Origin of the sequence: Microcoleus sp. T2B6 (assembly GCF_036700475.1) — a bacterium.
Lineage (GTDB): Bacteria > Cyanobacteriota > Cyanobacteriia > Cyanobacteriales > Microcoleaceae > Microcoleus.
This window is the reverse complement of the sequence record NZ_JAUBOZ010000049.1, coordinates 26764-41976: the sequence shown is the minus strand read 5'-3', so window position 1 is coordinate 41976 and position 15213 is coordinate 26764. Positions and strand designations below refer to the sequence as shown.

Genomic DNA, 15213 nt, shown 5'->3' with positions numbered 1-15213 from the left:
AACAAATAAAAATCCATCAGCGTTCATCTGCGTTTATCTGCTAACATCTGCAGTTAAAAAGGGCATCTCGCTCTGGAAACACTATTTTTTATTGCTAAAAAACCTAATAAAAATTCTCAAACATTAGTTTTCACAGGAAATACAAGCTGTTTGAGCACATCCAACCGCGAACAGTCCCAATAATCGATGTGAGAAACAATTAAACCGTCGCTGTTGACTTTCAGTTCGCTCCTACCGGCGATCGCCATTTTCGGTTTCCAAGGTAGCGGTGCGATCCAGCTCAGAGTCCAGCGAGTGTCTATAGTATCTCCCGACTGCGAAATCTCGTGCAAATCGAGATTTATATCCTGAAAAAAAGTCCCCATAAACCCGATCATTTTGCGGTAGCGATCGACTCCTGTAAATCGATTCACCGGATCTTCAAAATAAACATCTTTTGCATAGATGCTGTAAGTCTGATTATCGGGAAATCTTTGATAATCGTCTTTGAGAATTTCAATAATATCCATTTCGAGCGATCGTTATTCTTGTATTATTAGAATATAACTTTAACACAATAGATTTAAAATCCGCAATTTTCGTCCAAATTGTGATAGTATATCAGGTTATTTACTACCTTGCCAACTTTCAACTTAACATCACAACTATGATTGACCTCTACACTTTTACTACCCCCAACGGTCGCAAAGTCTCGATCATGCTCGAAGAAATAGGTTTACCCTACAACGTGCACGTCATCGACATCACAAAAAACGACCAATTTAGCCCAGAATTCATCGCCATCAACCCCAACAGCAAAATTCCGGCGATAGTCGATCGAGATAACGCCATCACCGTCTTCGAGTCCGGCGCTATTCTGATCTATCTTGCCGAAAAAAGCGGCAGATTTCTGCCCACAGACAAACAAAAATACTTTCAAGTTATGGAATGGCTGATGTTTCAAATGGCCAGCGTCGGCCCGATGTTTGGTCAGCTAAACCACTTCAAACGCTTTGCACCCGAACAAATTCCCTATGCGATTGGGCGCTACGAAAAAGAAACCTTGCGCCTCTACGGAGTATTAGACACTCAACTAGCAAAATATGAATACATTTGCGGCGACTATTCTATTGCCGACATTGCTACCTATCCCTGGGTTGCTATTTACGAATTTCAAGGATTAACCCTCGACAACCACCCGCACCTCAAACGTTGGGTAGAAACCTTGCAGAAGCGTCCCGCCGTTGAGCGCGGAATGGCAGTTGGCGTAAGTCCTAACTGAGAATTAAACTTGATGAGCGGTCACAAGCTATTTGACTGTAGCTCAAAATCCGGTTTGACACTGCCATGACTTGCTAACCATTGATAAACTTGCAGCATCTGCTGAGCTTTAACATCCCAGGAATAGTGATTCATGGCGTAATTGTGGGCTGCAATGCCCATGCGTGCAACACGAGGGCGATCGGCGACAAGCTGTTCGAGTTCTGCGGTAAAATTTTTTACCAGTGTGTCAAAATTACTTATAGGAACTTTAATCCCCCGATCGGGCTCTACCAGCGCACCGGGTCCGCCGTAGTCAACTACAACACAAGCCATACCGCAGGCCATTGCCTCAACCACAACGCCAGCCCCCAGTTCGCGAATCGAGGGAAAAGCAAAAATCTCAGCTTGGCGCATCAATTCTCCCACTTCAGGTTGGGTTTTTTGACCTAAAAGTTTAACGCAGTTGCCTAAATTGTGTTCTGCGATTAATTGTTCTAGTCTAGGACGTTCGGGTCCGTCGCCAACAATCGCTAATTTATGCTGCTGCAAAATCGAACTGTTAGCGAAAGCGCGAATGACAACTTCTGGCAATTTATAGGGAACTAGCCTGCCGGCAAACAGTACCGTCACTTGTTCGCTGCTAGAGCGTTGGGGCAGCTTAAACAATTCGGGATCGATGCCAACTTCGGCATAATTAATTGTCTTCGCTCTCGCTGAGGCTGGCAAATCTACGATCGTGTGATCGAATGCCGCCAGAATTCCTGCTGAACGTTCATAAGTAGAGCGGTAAAAAGGCATTAACCTGTAAGCATTTCGCACATAGCTCAACCACTCACGTTCCCGCTTCAACTCTGTTGTGAAAGCTTTCGGCCAAGGCAGCCCGCCGTTGAGAGGCCCAAGCAAAAAAGGAATAGGACTCCAAGCTGCCATAGGACTTGGCTGCGTGGGCGACATCGGGGTAATCCGGTGAACGACATCGAAATGCCCGCTTTGCAACTCTTGCTTGTAGCGCTGCCATACTTCCCACTCAAAGGCGAGATAGCTGAAATAACCTAGCGCTGTCCTAATAGTCCAGGATTTTTCTGAGCCACCGGTTAGTAAATTAGCTAGATTTTGAATGGGAACCGCAACATTTTCTGTATCTAGATAAACGACTTTAGCCTTACCCATCCCGACTTTATCGATATTGGGTTTATTCCGAATTTGAGTAACAACCGTAGCCTCAACATAATGGCTTATTGCACGCGCAAATTTATATCCAACCACCGGTAAAGAAGGCCACTCAGGATTGCAAACATCCGCCAGAATCAAAACCCGCATCGTATCAGTTTGCTCTTTGTTTTTCATAAAAACTCCAGTATCTGTACAATTTGTCATAATAATTATTCGCGAGATTGGTTTAGGAGAACTTCCCTGCGCTTGCCCCCTTGCTTGCCTACCCTAACTAATTATTCGCTCATGAGTGAGAATTGCTCTGGGACTCAAGAACTTTATAACACCGCTATCCCTATCTTGGCAAGTGTACCAATACATAGAAGATCGCGGTGTTGTTTTAAAGATACTGGTGATTCAGGATTGGAATGATTCTCTGACCTGCTTCCAGCACTCAATTGTTGGCGCACCGAGGAACTCAATCGGCGAAATGCTTAATAATCGCCTCAGCAAACTCCGAACACTTCAACTCAGGCACCGGCGGCTCCATCAACCTCGCCAAATCATAAGTAACTTCACCGTTAGAAATTGCCGCTCCCAAACCCTTCTTAATCAAGTCTGCTGCTTCCTGCCATCCCATGTATTCTAACATCATCACCCCGGACAAAATCAGGGAACCGGGATTGACTTTATCCAAACCAGCGTGTTTCGGTGCAGTGCCGTGAGTCGCCTCAAAAACTGCACATTCATCACCAATATTCGCACCGGGGCCCATGCCCAATCCACCGACAATGGCGGCGGCCGCATCGGACAAATAATCCCCGTTCAGATTCATTGTCGCCAAAATCGAATACTCGGCCGGTCGGGTTTGAATTTGTTGAAAAATACTGTCAGCAATTCGGTCGTTGACCATGATTTTTTCTTTCCACTGGCCGCTGCCGTGACTGTCCCAAATTGCAAACAGAACGTCGGCTACTTCTTGACGAATTTTGGCTTGTTTTTCTGGGGTCAAAGCATCGTATCCTGGGTCTATTTGGCGAGCATTATCTTCTAAGCTAATGTCGGGATTTTTTTCTTTGTTGCCCAGAATCCAAGACTCTCTTTCAGTTACGCACTGTTCGCGAAATTCGGTGGTTGCTAATTCATAACCCCAATCTCGGAAAGCTCCTTCGGTATATTTCATGATGTTGCCTTTGTGCACCAAAGTCACTTGCTGCTTATCTTTTGGCAACCGTAAAGCGTGGGTAATGGCGCGCCGTACTAAACGCTGAGAACCTGTTTTGCTAATGGGTTTAATTCCGATTCCCGAATCGAGGCGAATTTGTTTTTTGCCATGTTCTGGTGTTGCTGGAATTAACTCATTATTGAGGAATTCAATCAATTTTTTGCCGATTTCGCTGCCTTTTGCCCATTCAATTCCGAGGTAAATATCTTCTGTATTTTCCCGGTAAATAATTACATCTAGGAGTTCAGGGGTTTTGTGTAGCGATGGTGTTCCAGCATAATATTTGCAGGGCCGCACGCAGGCGTAAAGGTCAAAGATTTGCCGCAAAGCTACGTTTAGCGATCGAATGCCGCCCCCGATTGGGGTTGTCAGCGGCCCTTTGATGGCGACTCCGTATTCTTTGATGGCGTCTAAGGAATCCTGGGGCAGATATTGGTAAGTACCGTAGACATCGCAGGCTTCGTCGCCTACATAGATTTTAAACCAGTTGATTTTTCGATCGCCACCGTAAGCCTTTTCTACCGCAGCATCCATGACTTTCTGGGATGCAGGCCACAAGTCAACGCCGGTACCGTCGCCGCGAATGAAGGGAATAATGGGGTCATTGGGGACGATCGGCAAACCGTCTTTGAAAGTAATTTTAGAACCTGTGGTCGGGGCTACAATCTTTTCGTACATATCTTAACAGCGCGGATAGGAATGTTCCCTATTTTGCCACGATTATCTGCCTAAACCTCCACCAATCCTAAATATTTGTATAAATTTAAGTTTAATGTTTGGGCGATAGGCTGCCGGTCACTGTGACTTTTGGGCGATCGCCAATTTCAACCTCAATTTAAAAAAGTAGCAAAGATAGCAGAAGTTTCTCTCAAATCTCCCTCTCTATCTTTCAGCGCTACGGTTGAGAAGATGCTGGAAACAAGTCAGTGGATTTTAGATTTTAGATTTTAGATTTTAGATTTTAGATTTACTCCCCAGATGAATCTGGGATGTTGAACCTTAGTCTAAAATTTTGAACGCCTCGCGACTTTTGTCGGAAAGTTGTATGCGTTTTTGGGTGGGGTCAAAAGGGTGATTGTAGCCGCCGATGAACGCAAATAAACGCCGATTATTTTCACAAATTTTGCCTTTATTTGCGATATTTTTCCTTCTGCATATTCTTTTTGACTACCCACAAAATACACCAAATGACAATAATCACCACAACTATTTTGGAAACCGGGCCCAGATATTCCTCTACAAGTGTATAATTTTCCCCTAGTTTATATCCGGCAAAAGTCAGGAAACTTACCCATAAAAGAGTGCCGCCGGTTGAGTATAGTAAAAAAGGAATTAAAGGCATATTATTGATGCCAGCGGGCAGGGAAATTAGGGTGCGAACTCCCGGTACGAGGCGACACAAAAACACGGCTTTGTTGCCGTGTCTGTTAAACCATCTATTTGCTTTGTCAATATCGGCACCCGATACTGTGATCCACTTGCCGTATTTGTCGGCTAAATTCCTCAAGCGTTCTTCGCTCAATAATTTACCCGCATAGTACCAGGGAAACGCCCCCAGAATTGTACCGATTACTCCTGCTGCGATCGCCGGCGCTAACTCCATATCATCACCCTTTGAGGCCGTGAATCCTGCCAGCGGCATAATCAATTCTGAGGGTATGGGGGGGAAAAGATTTTCTAAAAACATCAACAGGCCAATCCCGAGATAGCTCATCGACTGCATTGTGTTAGTGATCCATTCAACCATTTTGATTTAAATATTGGTAATAGGTACTTTGTATTTTGCTCGTTTTTGATTGTTCCCAGGCACAGCCGGGGAACGCATATAAGCGAGGCTCTGCCTCAACTCCCCATGAGGGAGGCAGAGCCTCCTTGTATTCATTCCCCGGCACAGCGTGGGAACGATAAACGATGATTAAGTGCCCGAAGTCCAAGAGTTTGTGTACTCAATTTGTTCGGCAGTCAAGGTATCAATGTGAATACCCATTGCTTCCAATTTGAGACGGGCAATTTCTTTGTCAACTTCTACGGGTATTGAGTGAATACCCGGCTCTAGTTTGCCTTTGTTCGTAACTAGATATTCGCAGGCTAAAGCTTGGTTAGCAAAGCTCATATCCATCACGGCGCTGGGGTGTCCTTCGGCTGCTGCCAAGTTGATCAAACGGCCTTCGCCCAACACAATAATCGACTTGCCATTATTGAGGTGATATTCTTGAGTGAAAGACCGGACTGTTTTCACGTCGGTGCTTTTTGCGCCGAGGGATTTGAGGTCAATTTCAATGTCGAAGTGACCGGAATTGCAAACAATTGCGCCGTCTTTCATTGTGTCGAAATGTTCGGCACGAATGACGTGTTTGTTGCCGGTAACGGTAATGAATATATCTCCGACTGTTGCTGCTTCGTCCATCGGCATGACGCGGAAACCGTCCATCACTGCTTCGATCGCCCGAATCGGATCGATTTCTGTGACAATTACGTTAGCACCCATGCCGCGGGCGCGCAGTGCCGTGCCTTTGCCGCACCAACCGTAACCTGCAACCACAATATTTTTACCGGCTAACAAAATATTGGTAGCGCGGATAATCCCATCTAGGGTAGATTGACCGGTGCCGTAGCGGTTGTCAAAGAAGTGCTTGGTGTCGGCGTCGTTGACGTTCATTGCGGGGAAAGTCAGCACGCCGTCTTTCAACATGGCCCGCAGGCGCACGATGCCTGTGGTAGTTTCTTCGGTAGTTCCGATTAAGTCGGCAATTTGGTTCGGGCGGTGCTGGATTAGTGCCGCTACCACGTCGCTGCCGTCGTCGATGATAATATTGGGGCGGTGGTCTAGGGCTGTGTAGACGTGACGTTCGTAGGTAGCGGCGTCTTCTCCTTTGAGGGCGAAGACGGAAATGCCGTAGTCTTCAACTAAGCAAGCCGCTACGTCATCTTGAGTGCTCAATGGGTTGCTGGCGATCAGTACGGCGTCGCCACCGCCGAGTTTGATGGCGATTGCCAAATGAGCGGTTTCTGTGGTTACGTGGCAGCAAGCAGCCAAGCGAATGCCAGCAAAAGGCTTTTCTTTAGCGAAGCGTTCTTGAATTTGCCGCAAAACGGGCATTTCCCGGCCGGCCCACTCGATGCGTTGCTTTCCCAAGGGGGCGAGGGACAAGTCTTTGACTTCGTGTTTAATCTTGACGGATGTAGCAACCATGTATGTTATTTCTCAGAAATCATCAAACTTTGTTAGTTTTAGCAGATTAACCCATCGGCGGGCAAGTGCTGTGATTTTACTCGATCGGGGTCGGCGCTGCTAATCTTAAATTTTGATTGTGTTTTAATGATTAGCGAACCAGTCGAGGGAGTCACCCGCACAGTGAGAGTCAAACATTCCTGTCGGCCGATGGATCTCAATCTTTTGTGTTAGCGTGGCATTTTTTAATTATTTGACCGAAAGCATCCAGGATACAAGCCCCCGAATTTATCCGTGGGCTCAAGGCTTCAATCGAAAATCTAAAATCTAAAATCTAAAATCGATTGACACTCTCACTTGGGCTGCTGGCAGTTTGAGCGCCTGCGTGGCGTTCCCAGCTTGGCAGCCTGCAGATATCATCAGTTGGTTAGGACTTGGTTCAGATACATTTAACCCGGTAAATCCCGGACGCTCGCCTGGAATAACCGTGTATGGCAAGATAGAGAAAGCAGCAAGCTCTCCCATCAAGGAGGTATCTCTCAAAGCTTTCAACAAAATATTGAAAGCACCGTTTTTGTCTCTGTCCAGGGTGTGTCCGCACTCTGGACATTTAAAGACTTTAGACCCGCCTAATTTAGTATGAATGTGTCCACACTTTGAACAGGTTTTTGATGTGTACTCTTCTGTCACGTCTACTACAACACCACCATTTTTAGTGGCTTGATGCTTCAACATTTGCTTGAAACGATAATGACTTAAAGTGACCATCGCCCTAGCTGTTTTAGTTGCTAAAGAGCGCTTACCTTTCTTGACCATTTGTTGCGTCTCGAAGGTTGGCAAGAAAATTAACTTGTACTTGCATGTCAAATATTTTGCAGCTTTTTTATGCAATTCATTGACTAAGTTTTTGATTTTGATTCTAATTTTTGCTGCTGATTTTCGCAGGCCATACCTCAGCCGCTTGAATTGCCTTCCTTTACTTACCCCAATGCGGGACATTAATTTGTCTAGATGTCTTGCTAGCCGATAGATGCGACCGATATCGTTTTTTCCTATTTCGATAAAGCCACTGCCGTCAAAACCAGTAAGGAAAGTTCTAACGCCAGGATCTAAGGCTATCACCAAATCGCTATCAATCGGCTTGATTTTTGGTACATCAATTGCATAGCAGATAAACCATTGCCTGTTAATCAAGCTGAGTGTTGGTTCGTGTTGCATTATCTCGATGATAGGTTCCGAGGCTTTAAAGGTTAGCCCTTTAGTAGAAGTTGGATAAAAAGTCCCCAATTTCCAATTAGATGTTTGAAACCGGATAGTCTCAGATGTATCGAAACGGCTTCTGAATTTTGCCGTCCCTTTTGTCTTTTTAGCTGCCTTATGCGCCTCAAAAGCTTGAAACACTGCCATTTGTCGTGGATTGTAAGGTTGTTCGGATACCCAGGTGGGAGCCAAGCCCATTACCTTTTTTCTTAAGTCATACTTACCAATTCTTTCGTCTTTAAGGATAGCAATTGCTTGGTTGTAACACCATCTACTTGCTGCAATCCAAGTCCTCCATTTGGCTGCTAGCTTGGTTTCCGGGTAAACTCGAATCTTCTTTGATAGCAGATTTTTATTTTCGCAAGCCGTAGAGTCGGCAGCTAAAGACGTGGATGATGGCAAGGATATCTTCAACCATTTATCGTTCTGGAGACAGCTCGTTTCTGCCCAGAACCATGAGTTGGCAATTGTTTTGCTCGCCGATCCATTTGATGAGATCGCCACCACACCGGCACAGTCTGTCTTGGTGTCCCACCACAACTGTTGAGATATCTCCTGACATGACTTGTCCCAGAAGGGCAAGCAGCGCTTTTCTTTTGAAGTTGAGTCCGCCTCCGATGTCTTTGAAGACTTTAGCTTGCGGGTAGAGACTTTGGAGGTAGCTAACTTGTCTGTCAAGGTCTTCTCGTTGTTTGTAGCTGCTGACTCTGGCGTAGATGGCTGTAATTCGGTCGTGTCCGGTTCCGAGAACGCTGTCGATGTCGTAGCGTCGCTGGTTGGAGGGAGTTCTGATTGCTGATATTTTGTCGGCAAGTTCCCAGTTTCTAAGGGTTTTTTCTGAGACTTGCAGGATTTTGCAAGCTTCTGGCGGTGTGACATATCTGGTCATCGCTAGGTGGTATTTTTCTTGTCAATAGAAAATATAATGTTTTACAAGGATTTACAAAGAATTTCCAAGAAATCGTTTACTTTGCGCCGACAGTAGGGATTAGTTTCGCGTTCCCAGACATCTTCAAATACTTTTTAGCGGAAATATTTTTGCTGTTGCACGAACCTTTTCAATTGGGCGATCGGATAATAATTGTAGAAGGCTTTGAAGGTACTGTTGAAAAGATTTTGCTGCGTTCAACTCAAATTATTAGCGATCGGGGAGAGAGAGTTATCATGCCGAAGGCGATCGTATTTACCAATTCAGTGCGGGTAAGCTAATCCGCATTTAAATTGCGGCGAACTAACTTGCCTTTAAATTTAGCCTATGATGTTGATACTTCAGGCTTTTACGATGGTTCTTTGCATCTTATTGTCCGCTATTGGACGCTGCGCCAACAAGCACAGGTGCGACGGACAAACACCAGGGCTGTGGTGGCGATGAAAGTAACCTGCATCGGGGCGGACATTAGAATTCCTCAATCGGTACTGGTGACTTTGTACGATCGAACAATTTACCGTGAGTGAGTTTTGAATTTTGAGTTGGGAGAGGGAGAGAGTGAGAGAGTGGGATAGTGGGATAGTGGGATAGTGGGAAAAATCCTGTTTCTGATACTTTTAATCCAGACAATCTCCGACAACCTCGAACCGCAAGGATTACAGAGATGCTCTCAAGCCAAAGCTTGAGAGAAGTGAGAGAAAGTCCAAGTCATCATTACTGATGGTTTTATGCAGGCTACTTCAGTCTACACCAATTGTCATGAGTATTACCTACAAGTCTAGGAAAATATCATCCTAGCAATTTCTCCCTTCTGACTTTTCAAATTAAGCAAAAGGCGAGCCGATTTCTCATTAGCGCGCCTCCTAATTGAATTTTATTTTGTCAAGCGTCATTGAGGAGATTGTTCCGGTTGAAAAAATCATGAAGTCGTCTTGCTAGCGCGGCGACGGCGGGCTGCAACCAAACCACCCAAACCGAGAGCCAAACCAGTCATTGTCATCGGTTCTGGAACTGCTTCTGCGCTGACTGTGAAATCTTGGAAGTCTGCGTCGTTTCCGCCACCGCGATCGTCGAAGGAGATCACCGTGCCGCCGCTAAACAGAGAACCTACTCCGCTTGTGAATTTTCCGGCATCTCCGAAGCTGTTGGTTGCTGCTGTGTTGAGTGCGCTCCACAGCGGCGCGGCGCCAAACACGGCTTGCTGGCTGCCGGTAGAGGCGACGTTCAGGTTCAGCCCTGATGTCGAGTAGACCATGCCCTTCGACGCCTCCCCGAAAGTGCTGGAGAGTCCCAAAGTGTAAACTTGATTTGCCAAGAATCTGAATACTACCTCGCCAGAACCCGTGACGGTATTGCCCAAAGTTCCTTTCCATTCGTTAGCGCTGCCGTCGTCTGAGGATTTAGTTTCCGAAAATAACTTGGCAACGTTAGCGAGTGTGAAGCCGTTCACCTGGTAGATTCCCAAAGAGGAAGTATACCCACCGTGAGACTCTTTGAATTTAAACTTGACATCTTGATCTTGACTGAATGTGATGCCGTTGGTACCAAAGGAGAAGGCCTGAGCGGGAGATCCGGCGCCAAACAGAGCTGTGGCGGCGGCGGTAGCTGCTAGGGCGGATAAGAGTTTGGTATTCATAAACCTGTTCCTTTTGTGCGATGGTCTTAATATTTTCATTATGCGATACTTTGTTTGCAGTTGGGGTACTTTAGGTAAAGTTTGACCAATTCTTTATCAAGCCTTTACATAACCTTCATAAATGCTGTCGATCACATCTGCAGACGGGCGATCGCTCCCTAATAATACCCACTAAATAATTATAAATATTGTGGATTGAAACCTTGCAGTCGCGGGCATGGGAGGGCGGGTGAGCAAAACTGATTTGGATCGGGCTTATGCTAATTTTTTATTATATTGTCAAGTCTCCATCCTCAACCGCCGATACTTAAGTATAAATACGGTAATATTTGTGTACACTGACAGTTAAAGGAGTTTGATATTAACCCGAAACTGGGAATATTTGTTTTTTGGGACTTGTGTAGGGGAGTTAAAGTAGTTTATCTATCGGGTAAATTACGTACAAAATGCGATCGTTGCGTTTACGTATTTTGGTTGAATTAGATAGAGCCCGTCGCGTCAGATATCCCAAAGATGCGATCGACCAGATGCAATTTCTGCCGATTGAAGCGGTAAAAGACCGGATTGCCCCTCAAGAAAGATTGTATAGAGAAGGTCTGGCCCCGTCCTTGCTCCCGATCGCCCGCATCAAAACAGACCGCTATAGCGTTCCTCTGCCCAAGGTTCGCCCCGCTGGTGGTAGCCGTTGCGTTCCCAAAAACCGAGTTCTTCGGTTTCTGTAAACTCCAGGCCGTTAATCCATTTAGCGCTTTTCCAAGCGTACAAGTGGGGAACTACGAGCCGCATTGGGCCGCCGTGGTCTGCGGATAGAGCTTCGCCGAAGACGGTGTGGGCGAAAAAGTTTTCTTCTCGGAGGAAGTCGGCGATCGCAATGTTAGTGGTGTAGCCGCCGTAGCAGTGTTCTAGGACGTGCATAGCTTTCGGATCGACTTCTATATAGTTCATAAAATCTGTGACTTTGACTCCCGTCCACTGCACGTCGAGTTTTGACCACCGGGTGACGCAGTGAAAATCCGCAGTAAAGTTACTTTGGGGCATGGCCTGGAAGTCCGACCAAGTGAAGGTTTTTGGTTTTGCCAATCCCCAGACTTTAAATTCCCAACTTTCAATGCTGACAGAGGGTGTATCACCGTAGGTCAGCACAGGAAACCCGTTAGCGAGGTATTGACCCGGGGGGACGCGATCGATGTTTTCTGATTCTGGCTTGCGAAAAAATTTGCCCAGCATTGATTCACGCTCTACAGTAACTGACTGCAATCCTGAGTATAACCTGCAGAGAGGGGCGCATCGCAATTCATCTCAAGGTAGAAAGCTTTCAGCACTTCTTTAGAATAAAAAATCCCTAAATTCTACCTGATGCCAACCTATAGCCTTTCGATCTCTCCTATGAGGTACTCATGGGCATAGGGCATAGGGCATAGGGCATAGGGCATAGGGCATAGGGCATAGGGCATAGGGCATAGGGCATACCTCACTTTTTTGAGAACCGCTATAATTCTGCCTTCGGAGATAGCCGAAGCTAAAAATTACCAACTATTATGATCCCAGCGTCAGTAGGTAGGCGCTGTCAAACGCAAGTATGTCAATGATTGTAAAGTATCCTAATTCCCTAAGCGTGGCTACGTCAAGCCTGTTTACATACTGTTACATAGATCAGTTTAATTTTGCCTACCTATTTATTAAGTATGTAATCTTAAATTTTATCGCAATTCATGGTGCATTTCCCAATTTTTGATGTATTGTTACAATATGTTCAGATGCCATATGTAAAAAAATTGATGGGGTAAAAATCATGATCACAAGTTGCTTGATTCCGTTGACGGTCTGCTTGATTGCTGGGTGGGTGACTGCCGGGACTGACAATAGAACGCTAGACGGAATTCCGGCTCCCATAGCTGCAATTATTGGAGTTTGTTCGTTAATTTGGTTTGTGGCGGCGTGTCCTTGGCCTGTTGAACTCGCTCTAGTCTTGGCGGTGGTGGTTTTTGGCAAAGCTTATTTGCAAAAAATCTTGAAAGTTGGCTGAATTTTCAGGGCTAGCGCTCCTATGATTTGCGGGAGCGCGATCGAGTGCTGCTACTTTGTTAAAATTTTTCGCGATTTGTCTGGCTAGGTTCTCCGAGGGGGTCGCAAAGACGGAACCAACCCCAGAACTGGTGAAATTCAATTTAGATATTTCAGTTAAAAATTAGAACATCAAGATTGACAGAGAAACCCGGTTTATCTAAGATAAACCGGGTTTGTAAGAGTCTGAAATTTTCACACATCCCGCAAGAATTGCTTAGGACTTAGACAGTCGGAACACAAGAAACCGGGTTTCTGAGTCCAGGAATGTTGCTATATGTGCGTAAAATGGCGCTCTGTTAAATTGGCAAGCGATTGATATCTTTATTAGAACCAATTACTACCATCGCGTCGCCCTTTCTCAAGCGTTCGCTTGGCTCCGGATTAATCTCGAACTTGTCGGCGCGCCCGACTGCTAGCAAGTTCAAACCATACTTGCGCCGGAGCTCCAATTCGGAGATGGTTTTACCGTCAAACTTTTCAGGAACGAGCAACTCAACGATGCTGTGATCTGGGTCGAGGTCAAAGCGTTCTAAAATGCTGGGTTTTGTAAGAAGGCGGGCCAAAGAGCAGCCCATTTCTCGTTCTGGAAAAACTACATGATCTGCGCCGACTTTTTTCAACAGTTTTAAGTGAGTTTCCGAAGAAGCTTTGGCTATTACGTGACGTACCCCCCCTTCCTTAAGATTAAGGGTGGTGGTAATGCTTTCTGCTAGGTAATTGCCGATCGCAACAATCACTGTTTCAAATTCAAATATGCCGGCTTCAGCAAGAGCGCTAGGCTCAGTAGAATCTAACTGCACAACGTGAGCAGCAATACGATCGGTCAAAGCTTGAGTTACTTTTTTTTCATCGGTGTCAACTCCCAAGACTTCGTAACCCAAGCCGTGCAGAGTCGAACACACAGCTTTGCCGAAGCGTCCCAAACCAATAACGGCAAACTGCTTGTTGTCGGCGCGCAAAGTGCGAAAAAAATTCAAAGATGACAGGTTCACTAAATTTCCAGCGCTGAGCGTCTTGCTGTTTAAATTTGAACAGAGACAGCGCCGCCTCCTTTTGATTTTTGGGTAAGTAGTAAAAGTTGATTTGGGTTGTCACCCATTGTTTAGATTATCAGCAACGAGACAGGATTTTTTTATCCCACTAACAAACTTTCCTCAGCATACTTAAAAGACCTGGGTTTTGGGTCGCCGAAGGCAGCACTCACCAGCAGCAGTATCCCAACGCGACCTATGTACATTGTAGCAATCAAAATCAACTTACCGATCGCTGAAAGCGTGGGTGTAATCCCAGTGGAAAGACCGACCGTAGCAAAAGCTGAAACTGCTTCATACAGCGCTGCGATAAATTCTACTTGGGGATTGGTCAGCTCGATTAAAATTGCAGATGTGAACGCGACCAACAGGGAACCGAAGACTACGCTAATGGTTTTCAGAATCATTGGTGGCGGGATCTGACGCTGATAGCACTCCACATCTTCCTGGCCTTCGACAACTGCTGTGGTACAGCAAAACAATATCCTAAAAGTTGTGGTTTTGATTCCGCCGCCGGTGCTGCCAGGACTGGCGCCGATAAACATCAGCGCAATAGTCAGAAATAGCGAGGCTTCGGTCATTTGGCCAATGCTAATTGTATTGAACCCGGCCGTGCGGGGAGTAACAGATTGAAACCAAGCTGCCATCAGCTTTTGAGGAAAATTTAGAGCGCCGAAAGTGTCTGGGTTGTCGTATTCCAGCACCAAAAAGGCTAGCGTTCCTAAAATTAAAAGGACAGCCGTTGTAGTGGTAACAACTTTGAAGTTCAGGGAAAAAACTGTGCAGATAGGGCTTTTGTTGAAGCGATCGCGCAGCCACAGGTACATTTCCATAATTACTTGATAGCCGATTCCCCCAAATATGATTAAACCAGTGACGGTGAAGTTAACCATAGGCGAACTGATGTAGCCGATCAAATTATCTGAATAGATGCTAAAACCCGCGTTGTTAAAGGAATTAACGCTGTGAAATATAGCAGACCACACACCCTGTTTAAATCCGTATTGGGGGACGAAAACCGTCATCAGCAAAAACACTCCTGTTAATTCAAACAAAAGCGTTGTTGCTAGAATTGACTGCACGAGTTGTACGACGCCGGCTAGCCCGGATTTGTCGAGAGATTGTTGCAGGGCAACTTTGTCTTTCAAGCCAAAGCGGCGGCCCAATAACAGCAGCAAGAAAGTCGTGGCTGTCATGTAGCCCAAGCCTCCTATTTGCACCAGTAAAACTAGGCACAGTTGCCCCCAAAAAGAGTAATATTTTCCGACATCTACAACCGACAAGCCCGTGACGCAGACAGAGGAAGTAGAGGTAAACAGTGCTGTTATTGGATCGCTCCAAGTTCCATCAATTGTGGAAAAGGGCATCATCAGTAATAGAGCACCTATGAGGATGACAGCGAGAAAGCCCAAAGCAATGGTTCGCGAGACAGTCATTCGATTTTAGGTTTTAGATTTGAGATTTTAGATTTGAGAGGGAACCCACAAATCGATTTTGGAT

14 protein-coding genes and 1 pseudogene are annotated in these 15213 nt (G+C 45.7%); 4 read left to right on the top strand and 11 right to left on the bottom strand.

All coding sequences use genetic code 11. The features are described from left to right. Positions 1–116 precede the first annotated feature (116 nt). Positions 117–509, bottom strand: a complete 393-nt coding sequence (locus QUA00_RS20735; protein WP_333410976.1) for a DUF2358 domain-containing protein — start codon at positions 507–509, stop codon at positions 117–119. A gap of 137 nt (positions 510–646) precedes the next feature. On the opposite strand from QUA00_RS20735, the gene QUA00_RS20730 reads away from it, so the two are divergent. Beyond that, on the top strand, positions 647–1261 hold the full coding sequence (locus QUA00_RS20730) for a glutathione S-transferase N-terminal domain-containing protein (protein WP_333142036.1): 615 nt from the start codon (positions 647–649) through the stop codon (positions 1259–1261). Positions 1262–1281: 20 nt separating this feature from the next. Here the strand turns inward: QUA00_RS20730 and QUA00_RS20725 are convergent, their stop codons facing one another. The 6 genes and pseudogenes from QUA00_RS20725 to QUA00_RS20700 all read right to left on the bottom strand — a co-directional run bounded on the left by QUA00_RS20725 (position 1282) and on the right by QUA00_RS20700 (position 8940). Continuing rightward, positions 1282–2619 carry a glycosyltransferase family 4 protein gene (locus tag QUA00_RS20725; protein ID WP_333142035.1) on the bottom strand — a complete coding sequence of 446 codons (1338 nt, stop codon included), beginning with the start codon at positions 2617–2619 and terminating at the stop codon, positions 1282–1284. 253 nt (positions 2620–2872) lie between these two features. Beyond that, on the bottom strand, positions 2873–4297 hold the full coding sequence (locus QUA00_RS20720) for an NADP-dependent isocitrate dehydrogenase (protein ID WP_333410975.1): 1425 nt from the start codon (positions 4295–4297) through the stop codon (positions 2873–2875). 451 nt (positions 4298–4748) lie between these two features. Next, positions 4749–5366 (bottom strand): DedA family protein, encoded by a 618-nt coding sequence (locus QUA00_RS20715; protein ID WP_333142033.1) that lies wholly within the window; start codon positions 5364–5366, stop codon positions 4749–4751. A 168-nt stretch (positions 5367–5534) separates the two neighbouring features. Then, positions 5535–6812: an adenosylhomocysteinase gene (gene ahcY / locus QUA00_RS20710; RefSeq protein ID WP_333142032.1), complete on the bottom strand. Its 1278-nt coding sequence runs from the start codon at positions 6810–6812 to the stop codon at positions 5535–5537. 306 nt (positions 6813–7118) lie between these two features. After that, positions 7119–8453: a transposase gene (locus QUA00_RS20705; protein ID WP_333410974.1), complete on the bottom strand. Its 1335-nt coding sequence runs from the start codon at positions 8451–8453 to the stop codon at positions 7119–7121. Further along, positions 8404–8940 (bottom strand): annotated as a pseudogene (locus tag QUA00_RS20700) (IS607 family transposase). The gene QUA00_RS20705 and the pseudogene QUA00_RS20700 overlap by 50 nt, the downstream one beginning before the upstream one ends. Here QUA00_RS20700 and QUA00_RS20695 point away from each other — a divergent pair. Both QUA00_RS20695 and QUA00_RS20690 read left to right on the top strand, forming a co-directional pair. Further along, on the top strand, positions 8931–9260 hold the full coding sequence (locus QUA00_RS20695) for a mechanosensitive ion channel domain-containing protein (protein WP_333410982.1): 330 nt from the start codon (positions 8931–8933) through the stop codon (positions 9258–9260). The pseudogene QUA00_RS20700 and the gene QUA00_RS20695 sit on opposite strands and share 10 nt — an antisense overlap. A 27-nt stretch (positions 9261–9287) precedes the next feature. Beyond that, positions 9288–9506, top strand: coding sequence for a hypothetical protein (locus tag QUA00_RS20690; protein ID WP_333410973.1), 219 nt, complete (start codon positions 9288–9290; stop codon positions 9504–9506). Between the two features lie 392 nt (positions 9507–9898). Here QUA00_RS20690 and QUA00_RS20685 read toward each other — a convergent pair whose 3' ends face one another. Beyond that, the gene (locus tag QUA00_RS20685; protein ID WP_333148218.1) at positions 9899–10615 is read right to left on the bottom strand and encodes a PEP-CTERM sorting domain-containing protein; all 717 of its coding nucleotides are present in this window, start codon (positions 10613–10615) and stop codon (positions 9899–9901) included. Between the two features lie 627 nt (positions 10616–11242). Beyond that, positions 11243–11842 carry a sulfite oxidase-like oxidoreductase gene (locus QUA00_RS20680; RefSeq protein ID WP_333410972.1) on the bottom strand — a complete coding sequence of 200 codons (600 nt, stop codon included), beginning with the start codon at positions 11840–11842 and terminating at the stop codon, positions 11243–11245. A 565-nt stretch (positions 11843–12407) separates the two neighbouring features. Between QUA00_RS20680 and QUA00_RS20675 the strand changes: the two genes are divergently transcribed. After that, the gene (locus QUA00_RS20675; protein ID WP_333143395.1) at positions 12408–12641 is read left to right on the top strand and encodes a hypothetical protein; all 234 of its coding nucleotides are present in this window, start codon (positions 12408–12410) and stop codon (positions 12639–12641) included. Positions 12642–12978: 337 nt separating this feature from the next. On the opposite strand, the gene QUA00_RS20670 is transcribed toward QUA00_RS20675, so the two are convergent. Together QUA00_RS20670 and QUA00_RS20665 are read right to left on the bottom strand one after the other, a co-directional pair. Continuing rightward, positions 12979–13674 carry a TrkA family potassium uptake protein gene (locus QUA00_RS20670; protein ID WP_333143396.1) on the bottom strand — a complete coding sequence of 232 codons (696 nt, stop codon included), beginning with the start codon at positions 13672–13674 and terminating at the stop codon, positions 12979–12981. Positions 13675–13814: 140 nt separating this feature from the next. Beyond that, on the bottom strand, positions 13815–15149 hold the full coding sequence (locus QUA00_RS20665; protein ID WP_333410971.1) for a TrkH family potassium uptake protein: 1335 nt from the start codon (positions 15147–15149) through the stop codon (positions 13815–13817). Positions 15150–15213 lie beyond the last annotated feature (64 nt).

Bases quoted from the DNA above. Each gene is read 5' to 3' on its own strand.
- QUA00_RS20680 (WP_333410972.1), bottom strand. From the start codon at position 11,842: ATGCTGGGCAAATTTTTTCGCAAGCCAGAATCAGAAAACATCGATCGC.
- QUA00_RS20675 (WP_333143395.1), top strand. From the start codon at position 12,408: ATGATCACAAGTTGCTTGATTCCGTTGACGGTCTGCTTGATTGCTGGG.
- QUA00_RS20735 (WP_333410976.1), bottom strand. From the start codon at position 509: ATGGATATTATTGAAATTCTCAAAGACGATTATCAAAGATTTCCCGAT.
- QUA00_RS20715 (WP_333142033.1), bottom strand. From the start codon at position 5,366: ATGGTTGAATGGATCACTAACACAATGCAGTCGATGAGCTATCTCGGG.
- QUA00_RS20720 (WP_333410975.1), bottom strand. From the start codon at position 4,297: ATGTACGAAAAGATTGTAGCCCCGACCACAGGTTCTAAAATTACTTTC.
- QUA00_RS20725 (WP_333142035.1), bottom strand. From the start codon at position 2,619: ATGACAAATTGTACAGATACTGGAGTTTTTATGAAAAACAAAGAGCAA.
- QUA00_RS20685 (WP_333148218.1), bottom strand. From the start codon at position 10,615: ATGAATACCAAACTCTTATCCGCCCTAGCAGCTACCGCCGCCGCCACA.
- ahcY (WP_333142032.1), bottom strand. From the start codon at position 6,812: ATGGTTGCTACATCCGTCAAGATTAAACACGAAGTCAAAGACTTGTCC.
- QUA00_RS20730 (WP_333142036.1), top strand. From the start codon at position 647: ATGATTGACCTCTACACTTTTACTACCCCCAACGGTCGCAAAGTCTCG.
- QUA00_RS20665 (WP_333410971.1), bottom strand. From the start codon at position 15,149: ATGACTGTCTCGCGAACCATTGCTTTGGGCTTTCTCGCTGTCATCCTC.